Consider the following 18246-nt stretch of genomic DNA (forward strand, 5'->3'; position numbering starts at 1 on the left):
GTCGCGTTCTCGCCGAACGTAAAATGAACCAAGTGATCTCACTGCCCCACGCCGACCCCGGCACCCCCGTCATCTCCAGCCCGACGGCATACCTGCGCTGGGTCGGCAGGGGCCAGTGGCGCACCCTCACCGTCGCGATCTGCTTCGGCATCGTGTGGCTCGTGAGCCAGGCGCTCTTCCCTGCGGCCATGGGCAAGGCGATCGACGAGGGCATCATCGGCCGCGACTCCGGCGCTCTGCTGCGGTGGTGCGCGATCCTCGTCGGGCTCGTCACCGTGAGCGCGCTGTCGGGGATGATGCGTCACCGGTACGCCGTCGTCAACTGGATGCAGGGTGCGTTCCGCTCCGCCCAGCTCGTCGGCCACAAGGCCGCCGACACCGGTGAGGCGCTGACGCGCGCGGTCCCGACCGGCGACGTCGTCGCCACGGTCAGCTCGGACTCGATGCGCATCGGTGGGCTCTACGACGTGCTCGCCCGCTTCGCCGGCTCGGTCGTCTCCTACGTGGTCGTCGCGCTCATCCTGCTCGGCGCCTCGGCCCCGCTCGGGCTCGTCGTGCTCATCGGCGTGCCGGTGCTCGTCGCTGCCCTCACGTTCATCGTGCGACCGCTGCAGGCCCGCCAGCTCGCGCAGCGCGAGGAGTCCGGCAAGCTCATCGGCCTCGGCGCCGACACCGTCGCAGGTCTGCGCGTGCTGCGCGGCATCGGCGGCGAGCAGACCTTCCTGCGCAGGTATGCCGTCCAGTCGCAGTCCGTGCGCGAGGTGGGCAACCGGGTCGCCGGCTACCAGGCCGCGCTCGACGCGGGCCAGGTGCTGCTGCCCGGCATCTTCGTGCTCGTCGTCGTGTGGCTCGGGGCCCGCTTCGCCATCGAGGGGCAGATCACGGCCGGCCAGCTCGTCGCGTTCTACGGCTACACCGCCTTCCTCGTCATCCCGCTGCGCACCGCGACCGAGATGGTCGACCGCGCGACCCGTGCCCACATCGGCGCGCGCAAGCTGACCCGCATCCTCGCGGTGCAGCCCGACCAGACCGAGGCCGCGCAGACCCAGCCGCTGCCGCCCGGGCCCGCCCGGCTGCACGACCCCACGAGCCACGTCTCGATCGAGCCGGGCCGGTTCACGGTCGTGGTCTCGGCACGCCCCGAGGACTCCGCCGCGCTCGCCGACCGGCTGGGCCGTTTCGGCGCCGCCGAGACCGACGTGCGCCTCGACGGCACCCGGCTGGCCGACGCGCCCCTCGCCGACGTGCGGCGACGGATCGTCGTGTCCGAGAACGACCCTCGCCTCTTCACGGGAACGCTGCGCGACGAGCTCGACCCGTGGGGCGACCACGACGACGCCACGATCCTCGAGGCGCTGGCGGTCGCGAGCGGCGACGACGTGCTCGAGGCGCTGCCCGGCGGTCTCGACAACGAGGTCGAGGAGCGCGGCCGCGCCTTCTCCGGTGGCCAGCGCCAGCGACTGGCCCTGACCCGCGCCCTGCTCACCGGCGCCGAGACCCTCGTGCTCGTCGAACCGACGAGCGCCGTCGACGCCCACACCGAGGCCCGGATCGCCGAACGCCTCACCGCCGCCCGCCGGGGCCGCACCACCGTCGTGATGTCGGCCAGCCCGCTCATCCTCGACAAGGCCGACCACGTCGTCTTCCTCCGCGACGGCACCGTCGCAGCGGCCGGCACCCACGACCGGCTCATGGCCGAGCACCCCGACTACCGACGCACCGTCGTCCGAGGAGAGGAGGACTGATGTCGCTGACACCAGCGCCGTCCACGCGCACGCTTCCCGTCGCCGACACCGCGTCGGTGCGCGCCCACACCCGCAGCCTGCTGCGCCGACACCGGGCCAGCCTCGCCACGGTCGTGGGGCTGCACGCCGTCGCGGCCGTCGCCGGCCTCGTCGCACCACGCGTCATCGGCCTGCTCGTCGACGAGATCAGCCACGGCCGGTCGCTCGACGTCGTCAACTCCCTCGCGCTGTGGATCGCCGGCGCCGTCGTCCTGCAGACCGTCGTCACGTGGTTCGCCCGTCGTGCGTCGTTCGTCATGGGCGAGACCGTGTTCGCCGAGCTGCGCGAGCAGTTCATGGGCCGGGTCGTCGAGCTGCCGCTGTCGACCGTCGAGCGCGCCGGCACCGGCGACCTCGTGTCGCGCACGACGAACGACGTCGAGGCGCTCTCGCACGTCATCCGGTTCGGCGTGCCCGCGATCTTCGTCGGCGCGGTCACGACCGCGATCACGCTCGTGGCTGCTTTCCTCACCGGCTGGCAGGTGGCGCTCGCGGTCCTCGTCGGGGTGCCCGTGCTGGTGCTGTCGACGCGCCGCTACCTGCGTCTCGCACCCGACGGCTACCTGCGCGAGCGGGCGACGTACGCCGTCCTCAACGGCGTCGTCACCGAGTCCGCCGACGGCGGCCGCACCGTCGACGCCCTCGGGCTGCGCGACCGTCGCCGTCGCCGCATGGACGACGCGCTGCGCGACTGCTACGACGCCGAGCGCTACACGCTGCGGCTGCGCATGCGCTGGTTTCCGTCGGTCGAGTTCGCGTTCTTCGCGCCCGTGGCCGTCACCCTGCTCTGGGGCGGCTGGCTCATCTCGCGCGACCTCGCCACGGCCGGCACGGTCACCGCGGTCGCGCTCTACGTGCAGCAGATGGCCGGCCCCCTCGACGAGCTGATCTCGTGGCTCGACGAGATCCAGGTCGGGGCGACCTCGCTCGCCCGTGTCATCGGCATCGCGGACGTGCCCCCGGACCGGTCCGCGACCGGCGAGCAGCCGGCCGACGACCGGCTCGACGTCGACGACGTCCACTACTCGTACCGTGCCGGTCGCGACGTGCTGCGCGGCGTCTCGCTCGACCTGCAGCCCGGCGAGCGGCTCGCCATCGTCGGACCCTCCGGCGCCGGCAAGTCGACGCTCGGCCGGCTCATGGCCGGGATCGACGGGCCCCGCCAGGGACGCGTCGACGTCGGCGGGGTGCGCCTCGTCGACCTCGAGCTCGCCCAGCTGCGCGGGCAGGTGGCGCTCGTGACGCAGGAGCACCACGTCTTCGTCGGCTCGCTCGAGGACAACCTGCGCCTGGCGCGGCCGGAGGCCTCGCGCGAGCAGCTGCTCGAGGCGCTCGAGGCCGTCGACGCCGAGGCCTGGGCCCTCGGGCTGCCCGACGGTCTCGACACCGTCGTCGGCTCCGGCGGCCACCGGCTGTCCGAGCCCCAGGCGCAGCAGCTCGCCCTCGCCCGGCTCGTTCTCGCCGACCCGCACACCCTGGTGCTCGACGAGGCGACGTCGCTGCTCGACCCGCGCGCGGCCCGCCACCTCGAGCGGTCCCTCGCGGCCGTCGTCCAGGGCCGCACCGTGGTCGCCATCGCGCACCGGCTCATGACCGCGCACGACGCCGACCGCGTCTGCGTGGTCGAGGACGGGCGCATCAGCGAGATCGGCTCGCACGAGGAGCTGCTCGCGGCCGACGGGGCGTATGCCGCGCTGTGGCGCTCGTGGCGCGACGAGCCGCAGCCGGCCGTCTGAGCGCGGGCGCCCCGGGGCGCCGGAAAATACTTTCGCAAAGAAATGACAACCCCCGTAACCCCCACCCGTGCACGTCGTTGTCAGCGCGGTGCCGGGCCGATTCTCGACCGGTTGAAGGCTCGTGCGCCGCGGGGTGGGGCCGTCTCTGAGGGGTGACGGCCTCACCCCTTCATCGTTCGCCCGACCCGTCGCCACGTCGGCCGCCGTCCTCACCGCCACGTGGGGCGATGCGACCTAGAATCAGAGGTGGGGGCGAGCGGTTCGCTCGACAGGGCCGAGCTGGAGGCTGGAAATGAGCAGCTGGCGACGCCTCGTCCTGTCATGGGTGGCTGCGACTGCCGGGGCGGCCGTGCTGTCCGCCCCCGCGCCCGCCACAGCGGTGGTCGCTGCGGCCCCGACCGCGAGCGTGGCAGCCGTGCCCGCCGTCGTCTCCCCCGCGGCGACAGCGCAGGCGGTGCTGAACCGGCTGACGACGGCCCAGCGCATCGGGCAGCTCTTCATGGTCGGCGGCTCGGTCAAGGGCCTGTCGGCGGCGACTCGCACCGCGATCAGCCGCTACCACGTCGGCAACCTCATCCTCACGGGCCGCACGACCACCGGCGCCGCGCCGGTGCGGGCCCTGACCGCGGCCGCGCAGCTGGCGACCACCAACGCGGCCACCTCGGCGGTGCCCCTGCTCGTCGCCTCCGACCAGGAGGGCGGCCTCGTCCAGGTGCTGCAGGGCCCGTGGTTCTCGAGGATGCCCACGGCACTGACGCAGGGCACCTACACCGACGCCGGGCTCACCCGGAGCGCCACGCTGTGGGGCAGCCAGGTGCTGCGCGCCGGGGTCAACGTCAACCTCGCCCCCGTCATGGACACCGTCTCGGCGTCGTTCGCCCCGCTGAACGCGCCCATCGGCGCCCTCCAGCGCGAGTTCGGCCACACGCCGGCCCTCGTCGCCGAGAAGGGATCGGCCTTCACGCGCGGCATGCGGTCGACCGGACTCGCCCTGGCGGCCAAGCACTTCCCCGGCCTCGGCCGCGTCACGGGCAACACCGACACGACAGCGGGCGTCACCGACCGGGTCACCACCCGCACGTCGCCCGACATCGGCCCGTTCCGGTCCGCGCTCGGAGCCGGGGCCCAGCTGCTCATGGTCTCCTCGGCCGTCTACAGCCGCATCGACGCCGCCCGACCCGCGGTCTTCTCCCCCACCGTCATCACGGGGATGATCCGCGGCGACCTGCACTTCACGGGCGTCGTCATCAGCGACGACCTCGGCGCGGCCCGAGCCGTGCAGGCCTGGTCACCCGGCACCCGTGCGATCAGGTTCCTCGACGCCGGTGGCGACGTCGTGCTCACCGTCGACCCCACGGTGATCCCGGCGATGGTCAACGCCGTCAGCGCGAGGGTCGCCACCGACGCCACCCTGCGTGCCCGGGTCAACGCGGCTGCGCTGCGGGTGCTCACCGTCAAGGCGGCCAACGGCATGCTCGGCACGAGGATCGCGGTGACCGGATCGCTGTCCACGTCGACGATCTCGTCGCTCCAACGCTGGCTCGGCGTCACGCGTACGGGAACGCTCGGCAGCGTGACGGTCCGCGCGTTGCAGGTCCGGGTCAACGTGCCCGCCACCGGCGTCTGGGGCAGCCGGTCGATGGCCGCCCTGCAGTCCTACCTCGGCCTCTCGCACGACGGCGCCACCACGTGGAACGCGCGCACCGTCCGCCAGCTGCAGGCCTACCTCAACACCCAGCTCTGACCGATCGAAAGAACGGTGCGTCACGTGGCCGGGGTGACGGAGCGTTCTCTCGATCGAGAAGGGGGGTCGGCGTCGAGGCGGACGTACGCGTCCCCTTGCGTCGGGCGCCGATCCACCTCTCCCCGGGCCGGCCAGAGCGAGAAGGCTCGCTCGGCCTGGGCCGTGATCGTGAGGCTCGGGTTGACGCCGAGGTTCGCCGACACCGCGGATCCGTCGACGACATGGATGCCCGGATAGCCCCAGAGCCGGTGATAGGGGTCGACGACACCGGTCTCGGGCGTGTCCGAGATGACCGCGCCGCCGAGGAAGTGCGCCGTCATCGGGATGTCGAGCACCTCGCCGATGCTGCTCCGCAGGCGGGCCCGGCCCCCGGTCAGCGCCTCGAGCCGACGAGCCAGGCCGGTCACGGCAGGGATCGCCTCGGGGATGTGGGTCGGGTTGGGCTCGCCCGTGCCCTGCGTCGAGGTGAGCGTCGAGCCGACCGGCCACTTGCGGCGCCGCACGGTGATCGAGTTGTCGTGGGTCTGCATGACGAGCGCGATGATCGTCCGCTCGCTCCACCGGCGCTTCGACACCGACCGCGCCAGTTCGAGCGGGTGCCGGGCGGCGGCGACGACGAAACGCACCCAGCGTGGTCCCTTTCCCTCGGACGGCACCGCCATGACGTCCATCAGGCCGGACGCGTTGCTGCCCCTGCCGTAGCGGCAGTTCTCGATGTGCGTCGAGTCGTCGATGTTGAAGCTCGTCGTGATGGCGATGCCGCGGGTCAGGTCCTGACCGGCCGGGACCCGGTCGAGCACGACACCCGAGAGGGACTCGGAGTTCGTCCTGGTCAGCACCCCCAGCTGGTCGGAGATCCGTGGCAGCGGTCCGTCCTTCAGGGCGTGGAGCAGCTTCGCGCTGCCCCACGCACCGGCTGCCACGACAACCTGCCCGGTCGTCACCGTCGACCACCGGCGGCGGCCCCACGGACCCGTGTGCGCCGTCGTGACGGCATACCCGCTCTCGGGTGAGTCGGGGTCGAGGGGGCGCACCGAACGGACCGTGCGCATCGGCTCGATGGTGACGCCGCGGCGTTCGGCGAGGGCGAGGTAGTTCTTCATCAGGGTGTTCTTGGCGCCCACGCGGCAGCCGACCATGCAGTTGCCGCACTGGGTGCACCCGGTGCGCTCGGGACCGTCGCCGCCGAAGTAGGGGTCGGGCACGCGCTTGCCCGGCTCGCCGAAGAAGACGCCGACCGGGGTGCGGCGGAAGGTGTCGCCGACCCCCAGGTCGTCGGCGGTGTCGCGCATCATCTGCTCGACGGGGCCGTCGCACGTGTTGGTGACGACACCGAGCATCCGCTGCGCCGTCGCGTAGTGCGGCGCGAGCTCGGCCTCCCAGTCGGTGATGTGCGCCCACTGCCGGTCGCGGAAGAACGGAGTCGGGGGGACGTACAGGGTGTTGGCGTAGTTGAGCGAGCCGCCGCCGACCCCCGCGCCGGCGAGCACGAGGCAGTCGGGCAGGCGATGGACGCGTTGGATGCCGTAGCAGCCGATCCACGGCATCCAGAAGTACTTCGGCAGGTTCCAGCTGCTCTCGGCGAAGTCGTCGTCCTCGTAGCGCCGACCCGCCTCGTAGACGTGGACCCGGTAGCCCTTCTCGGCGAGACGCAGGGCCGCGACGGAGCCGCCGAAGCCGGACCCGATGACGACGACGTCGTGGTCGTGCTCCATGGGCACAGCCTAGGGTGGCCGAGGGCCTGGGGCTACCGAGAGTAACTTGCGTCACCTGACCGGGACCCCTGACGCGGCAGCGCTGCGAGGGGCAGCATGGGGGCATGCCCCGTCCCCGGACGGTGATGCGACGCCTGCCACTCACGAGCGCCCTCCTCGCCGCCATCATCGCCCTCTCGGTCGTCACCCGGACCCTGTGGGACCCGCTGCTCGACCGGTCCCTCCACACGAGCCTCGGCTACGGGCTGCCGGCCTTCGAGTCCGGCGGCTGGTGGACTCTCGCCGCCGGCGCCTTCTTCGCGGCAAGGCCCCTCCAGTACGTGCCCATCGTCGTGGGCCTCGCCGTGTTCGGCGGGTTCGCCGAATGGCGCCTGGGCACGAGGAGGTATGCCGTCGCGCTCGTCGCGTGCCACGTCGCCGGGGTCGTCGGCGCCGCGGGTCTCCTGTGGCTCACCCGCGACCACGGCTACGTCTGGACGACCACGCTCGCACACGCCCGCGACGCCGGCCCCTCGGCCGCGTTCCTCGGGGCGGCGGCCGCGGCGACGGTGACGGTCGCGCCGCCCTGGCGGGGGCGCGCGCGGACGCTGCTCGTCGCGTACGTCGTGCTCTTCCTCATCCACATGGGCGCCCTCGCCGACCTCGAGCACCTGCTCAGCGTCGGGTTGGGGCTGGCCCTCGGGCCGTTCCTCGTCGGTCGTCGCCCGGCCCTCACGCGGCGGCAGCTCACCCGGCGGGACTTCCGGCTGCTCGCCTCCGGCTTCTTCGTCGTCGCGGCGGCCGAGGTGTCGCTGCGCCCCTTCACCACCGGCGACGGACCGTTCATGGTCACCCTGTCGCCCGACGCGCGCGCCCAGGAGCTCTCCAACCCCGACCTCGCGTTCGGGGTGCTGCAGATCGTGCTGTGGCTGTGGCTCGCCCGGTCGCTCTACAAGGGCCGGCGGCGCGCCTGGCGCTGGGCGGTCGCGCTGCTCGTGGTCGTGCTCGGGATCCAGCTGGCCAACTACGGCTGGATGGTCGCGACCGGGGAGCCCGGGCTCCTCGCCGCCGGCTGGGAGACGGTCGGCAACGGCGCTGGTCTCGTCGTGCTCATCGTCGGGCGGCATGCCTTCCGCAACCCGTCACCGCGTCGCGCGCGCCGCACCCGCGGAAGCCTCGTGGCACCCGCCGACGACGACCAGCGCGCGCAGGCCACGGCCCTGCTGCGCGAGGAGGGCACCGTCAACCGGCTCGCCTGGATGACGACCTGGCCGGAGAACCGGTGGTTCACCAGCCCCGACCGCGCCGGCTACGTCGCCTACCGCGTGCACGCGGGCGTGGCCGTCGGCCTCTGCGACCCGGTCGCCGCCGACGAGGAGGACCGGGCGGCCCTGCTCGTCGAGTTCTCCGACCGCGTCCACGCCCAGGGGCTCGTGCCGTGCCTCTTCACGGTCAGCGCCGAGGCGTGCCGCCACGCGCGCGAGCTGGGGTGGCACAGCCTCCAGGTCGCCGAGGAGGCCGTCATCGAGCTGCCCACCCTCGACTTCGTCGGGAAGGCCTGGCAGGACGTGCGCACCGCGCTCAACCAGGCAGCCAAGCTCGGCATCCACCTCAGCCTCCAGCCGCTCGCCCAGCTGCCACGCGGGCTGCAGATGCAGGTCAAGGCCATCTCGTCGGAGTGGGTCGAGGACAAGGGTCTGCCCGAGATGGGCTTCACCCTCGGCGGCGTCGACGAGGCGATGGACCCGGCAGTGCGCGTGGGCCTGGCCGTCGACGGCGAGTCCACGGTGCACGGCGTCACGTCGTGGATGCCGATCCACGACGTCGGCGGCGCGGCCGTCGGCTGGACGCTCGACGTCATGCGGAGGCTCCCCGGCGGCTTCCGCTACTCGATGGAGTTCCTCATCGCCTCGGCCTGCCTCAGCTTCCGCGACGAGGGCTCGTCGGTCGTGTCACTGTCGGGCGCACCCCTGGCCCGCAGCGCGGCGAACGACGACGGGCTCGACCGCGGCACGGTCGACGCGTTCCTCGACCGGCTCGGCGAGACGCTCGAGCCCTACTACGGCTTCCGCTCGCTGCTCGCCTTCAAGGCCAAGTTCCAGCCCGTGCACCACCCGCTCTACCTCGTCTTCCCCGACGAGGCGGCGCTGCCACGGATCGGGCTGGCGCTCAGCCGCGCCTACCTGCCCGACGCCGGCGTGCGCGACCTCGTGGCGCTCGCGCGCACGGGCCACTGAGGTGTCCAGCGCGGGTCGCCAACCCGCGCCGGCGCGCTCAGTTGCCGAGGTACGGGGAGACGACGACCTCGACGCGCTGGAACTCCTTGACGTCGGAGTAGCCGGTCGTGGCCATGGCGCGCTTGAGGGCTCCGATGACGTTCGTCGTGCCGTCGGCGTGCCGACCCGGGCCGAAGAGGATCTCCTCGATCGACGCCTGGCTGCCCAGGGCGATCCGCTCGCCGCGCGGCAGCTGCTGGTGGTGCGCCTCGGGACCCCAGTGGTAGCCGCCGCCGGGGGCGTCGGTGCCGCGCGCGAGGGCCGCGCCGAGCATGACCGCGTCGGCGCCGCAGGCGATCGCCTTGACGATGTCGCCCGACGTGCCGACGCCGCCGTCGGCGATGACGTGGACGTAGCGGCCGCCCGACTCGTCGAGGTAGTCACGGCGGGCGGCCGCGACGTCGGCCACCGCCGAGGCCATCGGGGCGTGGATGCCGAGCGCGGTGCGCGTCGTGTGCGCCGCCCCGCCACCGAAGCCGACGAGGACGCCCGCCGCGCCGGTGCGCATGAGGTGCAGGGCCGCCGTGTAGGACGCCGCGCCGCCGACGATGACGGGCACGTCGAGCTCGTAGATGAACCGCTTGAGGTTGAGCGGCTCGGCGCGGCCGCTCACGTGCTCTGCCGAGACGGTGGTGCCGCGGATGACGAAGAGGTCGACGCCCGCGTCGACCACGGTCTTCCAGTGCTGCTGGGTGCGCTGGGGCGACAGGGCGCCCGCGACCGGGACACCGGCGTCACGCAGCTGGCGCAGCCGCTCGGTGATGAGCTCGGGCTTGATCGGCTCGGCGTAGATCTGCTGCATGCGGGCGGTCGCGGTGCCCGGCTCGATGTCGGCGATCTCGCGCAGCTGGGTGGTCGGGTCCTCGTAGCGGGTCCACAGGCCCTCGAGGTCGAGCACCGGCAGGGCACCGAGCTTGCCGAGGGCGATGGCCGTCTCGGGCGAGACGACGGAGTCCATCGGGGCGGCCATGACCGGGATGTCGAAGTGGTATGCGTCGATCTGCCACGACACCGAGACCTCCTCGGGGTCGCGCGTGCGCCGCGAGGGCACGACGGCGATGTCGTCGAAGGAGTAGGCGCGCCGTCCGCGCTTGCCTCGGCCAATCTCGATCTCGGTCACCGGCCGATCCTACCGACCGGCCCCGCCGACGACGTATGCCGTCCCGCGGGCTCCGCGGGACGGCATACGTGGTCGGGGTGGTCGGCTCAGCCGGCGTAGTTGGGGGCCTCGACCATGCCTTGGATGTCGTGCGGGTGGCTCTCCTTGAGCGAGGCCTGCGTGATGCGCACGAACTGGCCCTTCTCCTGCAGCTCGGGCACGGTGCGCGCACCGACGTAGAACATCGACTGGCGCAGGCCGCCGAGCATCTGGTGGGCGACCGCCGAGAGGGGGCCGCGGTAGGCGACACGCCCCTCGATGCCCTCGGGCACGATCTTGTCGTCGGACTCGACCTCGGCCTGGAAGTAGCGGTCCTTGGAGTAGGACTTCTTGCCGCGGCTGCTCATGGCACCGAGCGAGCCCATGCCGCGGTAGCTCTTGAACTGCTTGCCGTTGACGAAGATCAGCTCGCCCGGGCTCTCCTCGCAGCCGGCGAGGAGCGACCCGACCATGACGGAGTCGGCGCCGGCGACGATGGCCTTCGCGATGTCACCGGAGTACTGGAGGCCGCCGTCGGCGATGACCGGGACGCCGGCCGGCTTGCAGGCTTGGGCCGCCGCGTGGACCGCGGTGATCTGCGGGGCGCCGACGCCGGTGACGATGCGGGTCGTGCAGATCGAGCCCGGACCGACGCCGACCTTCACCGCGTCGGCGCCCGCGTCGACGAACGCCTGCGCGCCGGCAGTCGTCGCGACGTTGCCGCCGATGACCTGCACGTGCCGGGTGGCGGGGTCCTTCTTCAGACGCTCGACCATCTCGATGAGCAGCCGCACGTGCCCGTGGGCGGTGTCGGCCACGAGGACGTCGACGCCCGCCTCGATGAGCGTCGTCGCGCGCTCCCACGCGTCGCCGAAGTAGCCGATCGCCGCACCGACCATGAGGCGGCCGTCGGCGTCGTTGCTGGCGTTGGGGAACTGCTCGCTCTTGACGAAGTCCTTGACGGTGATGAGGCCGGTGAGGTGGCCCTCGTCGTCGACGAGCGGCAGCCGCTCGCGCTTGTGCTGTCGCAGCAGCGCGGTCGCCTCGTCGCGGCTGATGCCGACGTGGCCGGTGATGAGCGGCATCGGCGTCATGACGTCGCGCACGAGGGTCGTGGCCCACTCGGCCACCGGCGTGAAGCGCAGGTCGCGGTTGGTGACCATGCCGATGAGCTTCTTGTCCTCGCCGATGACCGGCAGCCCCGAGACGCGGTACTCGCCGCAGATGGCGTCGAGCTCCTCGAGGGTGCGGTCGGGGCCGATGGTGATCGGGTTGGAGATCATCCCGGTCTGGGTCCGCTTGACGAGGTCGACCTGGTAGGCCTGGTCCTGGATCGACAGGTTGCGGTGCAGCACACCAAGGCCCCCCTGGCGGGCCATGGCGATCGCCATGCGAGCCTCGGTGACGGTGTCCATCGCTGCGGAGATGAGCGGCGACGTGATCGACAGCTCACGGGTGAGGCGCGTCGTGGTGTCGATGTCGTTCGGGGCGAGGTCGCTGTAGCCGGGCAGGAGCAGGACGTCGTCGTACGTCAGTCCCATCGTGGCGAAAGCAGCGGGCACGTCAGACGATCCGAGGCTCATTCGCCGATTCTACGGGCTCGCAGGAGCTCCCCCGAACACGCCTCAGGAGGCGGGAGCCGCCGACGAGGCAGCGGCGCCGGACGTGCGCGCACCAGGTGTCGCAGGCGTCGCCGGGGTCGCAGCCGTCGCGGGCGTCGACGCCGCCGGGTGGGCCGGGTCCGCCGGGGTGGCCGGGGTGGCCGGGGCGGCCGGGGCGGCCGGGGCGGCACCCACGGGGTGCGCAGCGCCCGGTCCCGCCGGTGGAAGGACCTCGGGCGCGGCGGCTCGCTGGCCCGGCTGCGGGCTCGTCGGCGGCCCCACGAGGGACTGCTGGTTCGCCGGGTCGGCCAGACGGCCGACGACGGGGGCGGGCCCCGCGACGGTGGTGTCGGTGGGTGGCGTCGTCTGGTCGCTGGTCGTGCCCGTGGTCCCTGTGGAGGGGTCGACCACCCAGATCGGGTCGCCGCCGGTCTGACCCGCGGGGCCGCCGGTCTGGGCGTCGGCTCCCTGGCCGTTGCTGGTGGCGCCGCCCGGACGGGTCCTGGCCGGCTTTGCGGGCTTGTCCTTCGGGGTCTTGTCCCGGCCCGCCGCCGGGGCGGCGACAGAACGGCCCGACGCCGACGGCCCCGCGGCGGAGCCGCTGCCGGGAGCCCCGACGGCGCCGGCAGTGCCTGCGTGGGCTGCGCCCCCACCTGCGGCCGCACCCGCCGCAGCCGCCGCAGCGGCCGGCGTCCTGACCTGCGCCACGGCCGCGGGGAGCAGCACGAAGGTGCCGTCCGTTCCGCGCGCGAGCACCAGACCGCGCGCGGTCGTGGTGCCGTCGGTGGCGGGGAGCCCGAGGCGCGACAGCAGCGCGCTGGGGGCGCCGCTTCGGGCACTCTGCTCCATGCGCTGCTCGATGCGTGCCCGGTCGGCCAGCAGGGAGCCCACGTGGGGGCGGGACACCGCAGCCGCCACGCCGGCGCCACTGGCCGCCACGGCGAGCGCGGCGAACGCGCCCAGGTAGCGGTGCTTGTTGGCGATGCGCCGCCGACCCGTGCGTGCGGGCAGCGGGGTGTCGGCGTGCGCGGCGAGGGCGGCGAGGAGCCCGGCCACAGGCTCACTGCCGACGTCGGCACGGCCCGCGAGGCGGTCGAGGAGCAGGTCGTCGGCGAGCACGTCGCCCGCGCTGCTGAAGGGAGAGATGTCGTTCACGCGACGTCACCCGCCTCGGCGTCGGCGATGAGGCCGCGCAGCTTGCCCAGGGCTCGGTGCTGGGCCACGCGGACGGCGCCGGCCGACATGCCGAGCGCTGCCGCGGTCTCCTCGGTCGACATCCCGACCGCGACGCGCAGGGTCAGGATCTCGCGTTGCTGCGGCGGCAGCTGGCGCATGAGGCTCATCGCGGTCGCGGCGTCGTCGCGCATGATGGCGACCGACTCGGGCGAGGGCCCGTCGGCCGGGCCGTCGGGGATCTCGGCGACGGGCGCCGGGCCCCGCATGGCGGCACGCTGGGCGTCCGCGAGCTTGCGAGAGGTGATCGTGTAGACGAACGCCTCGAAGGGCAGGCCGCGCTCCTCGTAGGTCGGCAGGGCCGTCACGATGGCCATGCACACCTCCTGGGCGACGTCCTGGGCAATGTCCTCGGCGCCGAAACGACCGAGTCGGACGCGGGAGTACCGCAGGGCCATGTCCCTGACGCGGGCCAGCAGCAGGTCCCGCGCATGCGGGTCGCGCACAGCATCGGCAGCCAGCTCACGAAGCGATGGAGCGTCCATCCGCTCCATCGCTGCTGCCCCGCCCGGTGTTACGCGGGCGCGCCTCGACCATCCAGGACCCATGTGAGTCGTCGTCCCCCGAACTGTCGTCTCGTAGTTCCAGCGCCACGGTGCGCTGCTCGTCGGCCTGCCCGGAGCGCGCCCATGCTAGCCCGACCTGCGCTCCCCGACGACCCTGGGGAGGCCCCCAGCACGTCTCCGACGAGCATGCCATCCGAATGGCAATTCTTGAACAAGTCCTTAAGATTCCAACCTTTATCCGTGATCGCGTGCCCGGTTAGCGTCGATTTCGCGGTTCGCGCCCCCACATGCACCGAGCGGACCGGTTCGACCTGGCGGCTATCCCGCCCGACCTGAGAGACGAGTTCATGGCCGAGATCACCCGCCTGCCCGGACCAGTCGCCGACCTCTGGGACTGGCAGCTGGAGGGCGCCTGCCGAGGCACCAGCCCCGAGGTCTTCTTCCACCCCGAGGGAGAGCGCGGCCCACGCCGCCGCAACCGCGACGCCCAGGCCAAGGCCGTCTGCGCCGCCTGCCCCGTCGTGGCCGCCTGCCGCTCGCACGCCCTCGAGGTCCGCGAGCCGTACGGCGTCTGGGGCGGGCTCACCGAGTCCGAGCGCGAGCTGCTCTACGACGGCATCCAGGAAGCGTCCTGACGCAGCCCTGACGGGCCCGTTGGACGACACGGGCCCTTCGACGACACGAGCCCGACACGAGCCCGACACGACTGAGGGCCGCTCCCCGGGGGAGCGGCCCTCGTCGTGCGTCAGGCGTGCACGCCGGACGTACGCGTCAGACGTCGGTCAGTGGCCGTGGCCGTGACCGTGGCCGCCGGCCTCGGGCTCGTCCTCGGGCTTGTCGACGACGAGCGTGTCCGTCGTGAGGATCATCGACGCGATCGACTCGGCGTTGCGCAGCGCCGAGCGGGTCACCTTGACCGGGTCGATGACGCCGGCGGCGATGAGGTCGCCGTACTCGCCGGTCGCCGCGTTGAGGCCCTGGCCGATCGGCAGCGCAGCCACCTTGGAGGTGACGACGTAGCCCTGGTGGCCCGCGTTCTCGGCGATCCAGCGCAGCGGCTCGGCGACGGCCTTGCGCACGATGCTGGCACCGGTGGCCTCGTCGCCCGTGAGCTCGAGGCTGTCGATGGCCGAGGCGGCGTGGATGAGGGCGGTGCCGCCACCGGCGACGATGCCCTCCTCGATCGCGGCGCGCGTCGCGGAGATCGCGTCCTCGATGCGGTGCTTCTTCTCCTTGAGCTCGACCTCGGTGTGCGCGCCGACCTTGATGACGCAGACGCCGCCGGCGAGCTTGGCGAGACGCTCCTGGAGCTTCTCCTTGTCCCAGTCGGAGTCGGTGCGCTCGATCTCGGCCTTGATCTGGTGCACGCGGCCGGCCACCTCGGACTCGTCGCCGTTGCCGTCGATGATCGTCGTGTTGTCCTTGGTGAGGACGATGCGGCGGGCCTGGCCGAGCACGGTCAGGTCGGCCTGGTCGAGCTTGAGGCCGACCTCCTCGGCGATGACCTGGCCACCGGTGAGGATCGCGATGTCCTGGAGCATGGCCTTGCGGCGGTCGCCGAAGCCGGGGGCCTTGACGGCCGCCACGTTGAACGTGCCGCGGATCTTGTTGACCACGAGCGTCGAGAGGGCCTCGCCGTCGACGTCCTCGGCGATGATGAGCAGCGGCTTGCCCGACTGCACGACCTTCTCGAGCACCGGGAGGATCTCCGCGACCGCGGAGATCTTGCCCTGGTTGATGAGCACGTAGGCGTCCTCGAGGACGGTCTCCATGCGCTCCGTGTCGGTGACGAAGTAGGCCGAGAGGTAGCCCTTGTCGAACTGCATGCCCTCGGTGAACTCGAGCTCGGTGGCGGTCGTCGAGGACTCCTCGACGGTGATGACGCCGTCCTTGCCGACCTTGTCGAACGCCTCGCCGATGAGGCCGCCGAGGGTGGCGTCCTGGGCGGAGAGGGTCGCGACGGAGGCGATCTCGTCCTTGCCGTCGACCTCGCGGGCGTTCTCGAGGAGGCGGTCGTTGACCGCGGTGACGGCTTTGTCCATGCCGCGCTTGAGCGCGGCCGGGGCGGCGCCGGCGGCCACGTTGCGCAGGCCCTCCTTGACCATGGCCTGGGCGAGCACGGTCGCGGTCGTCGTGCCGTCACCGGCGACGTCGTTCGTCTTGGTCGCGACCTCCTTGGCGAGCTGGGCGCCGAGGTTCTCGTAGGGGTCCTCGAGCTCGATCTCGCGGGCGATGGTCACGCCGTCGTTCGTGATCGTGGGGGCACCCCACTTCTTGTCGATGACGACGTTGCGGCCCTTCGGGCCGAGCGTCACCTTGACGGCGTTGGCGAGCGCGTTGACGCCGCGCTCGAGCGACTTGCGGGCGGAGTCGTCGAACTCCAGCTGCTTGGCCATGGTGTTCCTTTGGCTCGGGTTGCTTTGCGGTTCTTGGGGATTCCGGGCGGATGCGATCGTGCCCGGTCAGGCGAGGGCCGAACGAGGCGCACCCCGGGGAGACCCCAGCGGGGCTCACCGGGGTGCGTCACGGCATACGGCGTCGGGTCAGCCGACGATCGCGAGGACGTCGCGCGCGGAGAGGATGAGGTACTCCTCGCCGCCGTACTTGACCTCGGTGCCGCCGTACTTGCTGAAGATGACCTTGTCGCCGACCTTGACGTCGAGCGGCACGCGCTCGGTGCCGTTGTCGTTGAAGCGGCCGGGGCCGACGGCGAGGACCTCGCCCTCCTGCGGCTTCTCCTTGGCGGTGTCCGGGATGACGAGGCCGGACGCGGTGGTCTGCTCGGCCTCGAGGGACTTGACGACGATGCGGTCTTCGAGCGGCGTGATGGAAACCGACACGGTGGTGACCTTCCCTTCGGGACAGTCGAAAACTGGATTGCGGACTGTGGGCTCTCGAGACTGGTCGCCGTCGCGGGGGTCGACCTCCCTCGAGGAGGACGCTGGCACTTCCGGGTGGAGAGTGCCAACAGGAAGAAATCTAGGTTTCGGTTAGCACTCGGTCAAGTCGAGTGCCAGAATCCGTCGCGCGTCGCCCCGAGCGGGTCGGACCGTCCTCGCTGGCAGGATGTGCGCATGGACGCCGCCATGGTCGATCGCCTCGCGACGGGTGAGGGCTGGGCGCTGCTCCAGTCGCTGCCGCCCTACGACGAAGCCGGGTCGCTCCACCTGCAGGACCGCCTCCGCGAGGCGGGCTTCGCGGCCGACCTCGTCGCCGCCGCGATGACGCAGTCGCGGCTGCGGTCCCGCGGCACCGAGAAGTTCGGCGACTTCGCGGCCGGCATGCTCTTCACGGCCGACGGTCTCGAGCAGGCGACCCGGCTCGCGATCGCCGCCCGGCACGCGCACCGCTACGTCAGCGCAGGGGTCCGCGAGGTGCACGACCTCGGGTGCGGGCTCGGCGCCGACGCGATGGCCTTCGCCGGCCTCGACCTCACGGTGCACGCCGTGGACGCGGACGACGCCACGGCCCGCGTCGCCGCCGTCAACCTGCGGCACTGGCCGTCGGCCCGGGTCACCCACGGGCTCGCCGAGGACGTACGCCTGCCGCCGGGTGACGCCCACCGCCACGTCGGCGTGTGGCTCGACCCCGCCCGCCGCGTTCGCGGAGTGGCCGACGTGCAGGGCCGCACCAAGCGAGTCTTCTCGCTCGATGCCATCTCGCCGTCGTGGTCGCAGGTGCTGGCCTTCGCCGATGCCGTGCCCGCGACCGGCGCGAAGCTCTCCCCCGCCTTCCCCCACGGGTCCGTGCCGCGGGGGGCGGAGGCCCAGTGGACCTCCTGGCACGGCGAGGTGCTCGAGTGCGCCGTCTGGTGGGGCCCGCTCGTGTCGACGACCGGGCGCACCGCCGCGGTGTGCACCGAGACGTCGACGTCCGTCGTCACCGAGGACGACGCGGGCGACGGCGCGCACCGCCCCGTCCTGGGCTCGGTCAACGAGATGGGCGAGTGGCTCTACGAGCCCGACCGCGCCGTGATCCGCGCCGGCCTCACCGGGGCCCTCGTGTCGGCCGTCGAGGGGACCGAGCTGGCCACCGGCGTGGGCTACGTGACGAGCGCGGTGGCGCGCGACCTGCCGTGGGCGCGCCGGTTCCGCGTGGTCGAGGCGATGCCGCTGTCGACGAAGCGACTGGCCCGCTGGCTGCGCGACCAGGGCCACGACCGCGTCACCATCAAGAAGCGCGGCGTCACCCTCGACGCCGACGTGCTGCGGCGGCAGCTGAAGATGACCGGCCGCGGCAAGGGCGGGTCGGAGGCGATCCTCGTGCTGACGCGCGTCGGCGGCGCCCAGGCCGCCGTCGTCGTCACCCCCGCCTGACCGACCTCACCGACCCCCCTCGAGTGCTCAGTTCCCAACCCCAAGCCCCAGTCGAGTGCTCAGTTCCCAACCCCCGGCCCCGGTCGAGTGCTCAGTTCCCAACGCCAGGCCCCGGTCGAGTGCTCAGTTTCGTGACGGAGGGGCGTCGGGAAATGAGCACTCGACCAATGGGTGGTGGCTGCGCGGCTGTCTCCTGGGCGAGGAACTGGGCACTCGAC

13 protein-coding genes are annotated in these 18246 nt (G+C 72.6%); 6 read left to right on the plus strand and 7 right to left on the minus strand.

Annotated elements, in window-relative coordinates; translation table 11 throughout:
* The first annotated feature begins 23 nt into the window (after window positions 1-23).
* The 3 genes from ACYVNR_RS00100 (at window position 24) to ACYVNR_RS00110 (ending at window position 5264) form a co-directional block, all read left to right on the plus strand.
* On the plus strand, window positions 24-1745 hold the full coding sequence (locus ACYVNR_RS00100; RefSeq protein WP_461045666.1) for an ABC transporter ATP-binding protein: 1722 nt from the start codon (window positions 24-26) through the stop codon (window positions 1743-1745).
* Window positions 1745-3520: an ABC transporter ATP-binding protein gene (locus ACYVNR_RS00105; protein ID WP_461045668.1), complete on the plus strand. Its 1776-nt coding sequence runs from the start codon at window positions 1745-1747 to the stop codon at window positions 3518-3520. The genes ACYVNR_RS00100 and ACYVNR_RS00105 overlap by 1 nt, the downstream gene beginning before the upstream one ends.
* Window positions 3521-3812: 292 nt before the next feature.
* A complete protein-coding gene (locus ACYVNR_RS00110; RefSeq protein WP_461045670.1) occupies window positions 3813-5264 on the plus strand; it encodes a glycoside hydrolase family 3 N-terminal domain-containing protein in 1452 nt (483 codons plus the stop codon).
* Between the two features lie 20 nt (window positions 5265-5284).
* Here ACYVNR_RS00110 and ACYVNR_RS00115 read toward each other — a convergent pair whose 3' ends face one another.
* On the minus strand, window positions 5285-6979 hold the full coding sequence (locus ACYVNR_RS00115) for a GMC oxidoreductase (RefSeq protein ID WP_461045672.1): 1695 nt from the start codon (window positions 6977-6979) through the stop codon (window positions 5285-5287).
* A gap of 104 nt (window positions 6980-7083) precedes the next feature.
* Between ACYVNR_RS00115 and ACYVNR_RS00120 the strand changes: the two genes are divergently transcribed.
* Window positions 7084-9195: a bifunctional lysylphosphatidylglycerol flippase/synthetase MprF gene (locus ACYVNR_RS00120; RefSeq protein ID WP_458803079.1), complete on the plus strand. Its 2112-nt coding sequence runs from the start codon at window positions 7084-7086 to the stop codon at window positions 9193-9195.
* 37 nt (window positions 9196-9232) lie between these two features.
* On the opposite strand, the gene ACYVNR_RS00125 is transcribed toward ACYVNR_RS00120, so the two are convergent.
* The 4 genes from ACYVNR_RS00125 to ACYVNR_RS00140 form a co-directional block, all read right to left on the minus strand.
* Window positions 9233-10354, minus strand: coding sequence for a GuaB3 family IMP dehydrogenase-related protein (locus ACYVNR_RS00125; RefSeq protein WP_045187581.1), 1122 nt, complete (start codon window positions 10352-10354; stop codon window positions 9233-9235).
* An 86-nt stretch (window positions 10355-10440) separates the two neighbouring features.
* Window positions 10441-11955, minus strand: a complete 1515-nt coding sequence (gene guaB / locus ACYVNR_RS00130) for an IMP dehydrogenase (RefSeq protein WP_045187583.1) — start codon at window positions 11953-11955, stop codon at window positions 10441-10443.
* A 42-nt stretch (window positions 11956-11997) separates the two neighbouring features.
* On the minus strand, window positions 11998-13128 hold the full coding sequence (locus ACYVNR_RS00135) for a hypothetical protein (RefSeq protein WP_461045675.1): 1131 nt from the start codon (window positions 13126-13128) through the stop codon (window positions 11998-12000).
* Complete coding sequence (locus ACYVNR_RS00140; RefSeq protein WP_458803083.1) at window positions 13125-13754, minus strand: sigma-70 family RNA polymerase sigma factor; 630 nt, start codon at window positions 13752-13754, stop codon at window positions 13125-13127. The genes ACYVNR_RS00135 and ACYVNR_RS00140 overlap by 4 nt, the downstream gene beginning before the upstream one ends.
* Before the next feature lie 305 nt (window positions 13755-14059).
* Between ACYVNR_RS00140 and ACYVNR_RS00145 the strand changes: the two genes are divergently transcribed.
* A complete protein-coding gene (locus ACYVNR_RS00145; protein ID WP_045187799.1) occupies window positions 14060-14347 on the plus strand; it encodes a WhiB family transcriptional regulator in 288 nt (95 codons plus the stop codon).
* A gap of 147 nt (window positions 14348-14494) precedes the next feature.
* Here the strand turns inward: ACYVNR_RS00145 and groL are convergent, their stop codons facing one another.
* Both groL and groES read right to left on the minus strand, forming a co-directional pair.
* Window positions 14495-16108 (minus strand): chaperonin GroEL, encoded by a 1614-nt coding sequence (groL, locus tag ACYVNR_RS00150; RefSeq protein WP_045187589.1) that lies wholly within the window; start codon window positions 16106-16108, stop codon window positions 14495-14497.
* 147 nt (window positions 16109-16255) lie between these two features.
* A complete protein-coding gene (groES, locus tag ACYVNR_RS00155; protein ID WP_045187591.1) occupies window positions 16256-16552 on the minus strand; it encodes a co-chaperone GroES in 297 nt (98 codons plus the stop codon).
* A 234-nt stretch (window positions 16553-16786) separates the two neighbouring features.
* Between groES and ACYVNR_RS00160 the strand changes: the two genes are divergently transcribed.
* Window positions 16787-18028: a class I SAM-dependent methyltransferase gene (locus ACYVNR_RS00160; RefSeq protein WP_461045678.1), complete on the plus strand. Its 1242-nt coding sequence runs from the start codon at window positions 16787-16789 to the stop codon at window positions 18026-18028.
* Window positions 18029-18246 lie beyond the last annotated feature (218 nt).

The sequence above is a fragment of the Terrabacter koreensis genome, from assembly GCF_054783315.1.

Excerpts from the sequence above, each read along its gene's own strand:
- ACYVNR_RS00100 (WP_461045666.1), top strand. The coding sequence starts at position 24 with ATGAACCAAGTGATCTCACTGCCCCACGCCGACCCCGGCACCCCCGTC.
- ACYVNR_RS00105 (WP_461045668.1), top strand. The coding sequence starts at position 1,745 with ATGTCGCTGACACCAGCGCCGTCCACGCGCACGCTTCCCGTCGCCGAC.
- ACYVNR_RS00110 (WP_461045670.1), top strand. The coding sequence starts at position 3,813 with ATGAGCAGCTGGCGACGCCTCGTCCTGTCATGGGTGGCTGCGACTGCC.
- ACYVNR_RS00115 (WP_461045672.1), bottom strand. The coding sequence starts at position 6,979 with ATGGAGCACGACCACGACGTCGTCGTCATCGGGTCCGGCTTCGGCGGC.
- ACYVNR_RS00120 (WP_458803079.1), top strand. The coding sequence starts at position 7,084 with ATGCCCCGTCCCCGGACGGTGATGCGACGCCTGCCACTCACGAGCGCC.
- guaB (WP_045187583.1), bottom strand. The coding sequence starts at position 11,955 with ATGAGCCTCGGATCGTCTGACGTGCCCGCTGCTTTCGCCACGATGGGA.
- ACYVNR_RS00140 (WP_458803083.1), bottom strand. The coding sequence starts at position 13,754 with ATGGGTCCTGGATGGTCGAGGCGCGCCCGCGTAACACCGGGCGGGGCA.
- ACYVNR_RS00145 (WP_045187799.1), top strand. The coding sequence starts at position 14,060 with ATGGCCGAGATCACCCGCCTGCCCGGACCAGTCGCCGACCTCTGGGAC.
- groL (WP_045187589.1), bottom strand. The coding sequence starts at position 16,108 with ATGGCCAAGCAGCTGGAGTTCGACGACTCCGCCCGCAAGTCGCTCGAG.
- ACYVNR_RS00160 (WP_461045678.1), top strand. The coding sequence starts at position 16,787 with ATGGACGCCGCCATGGTCGATCGCCTCGCGACGGGTGAGGGCTGGGCG.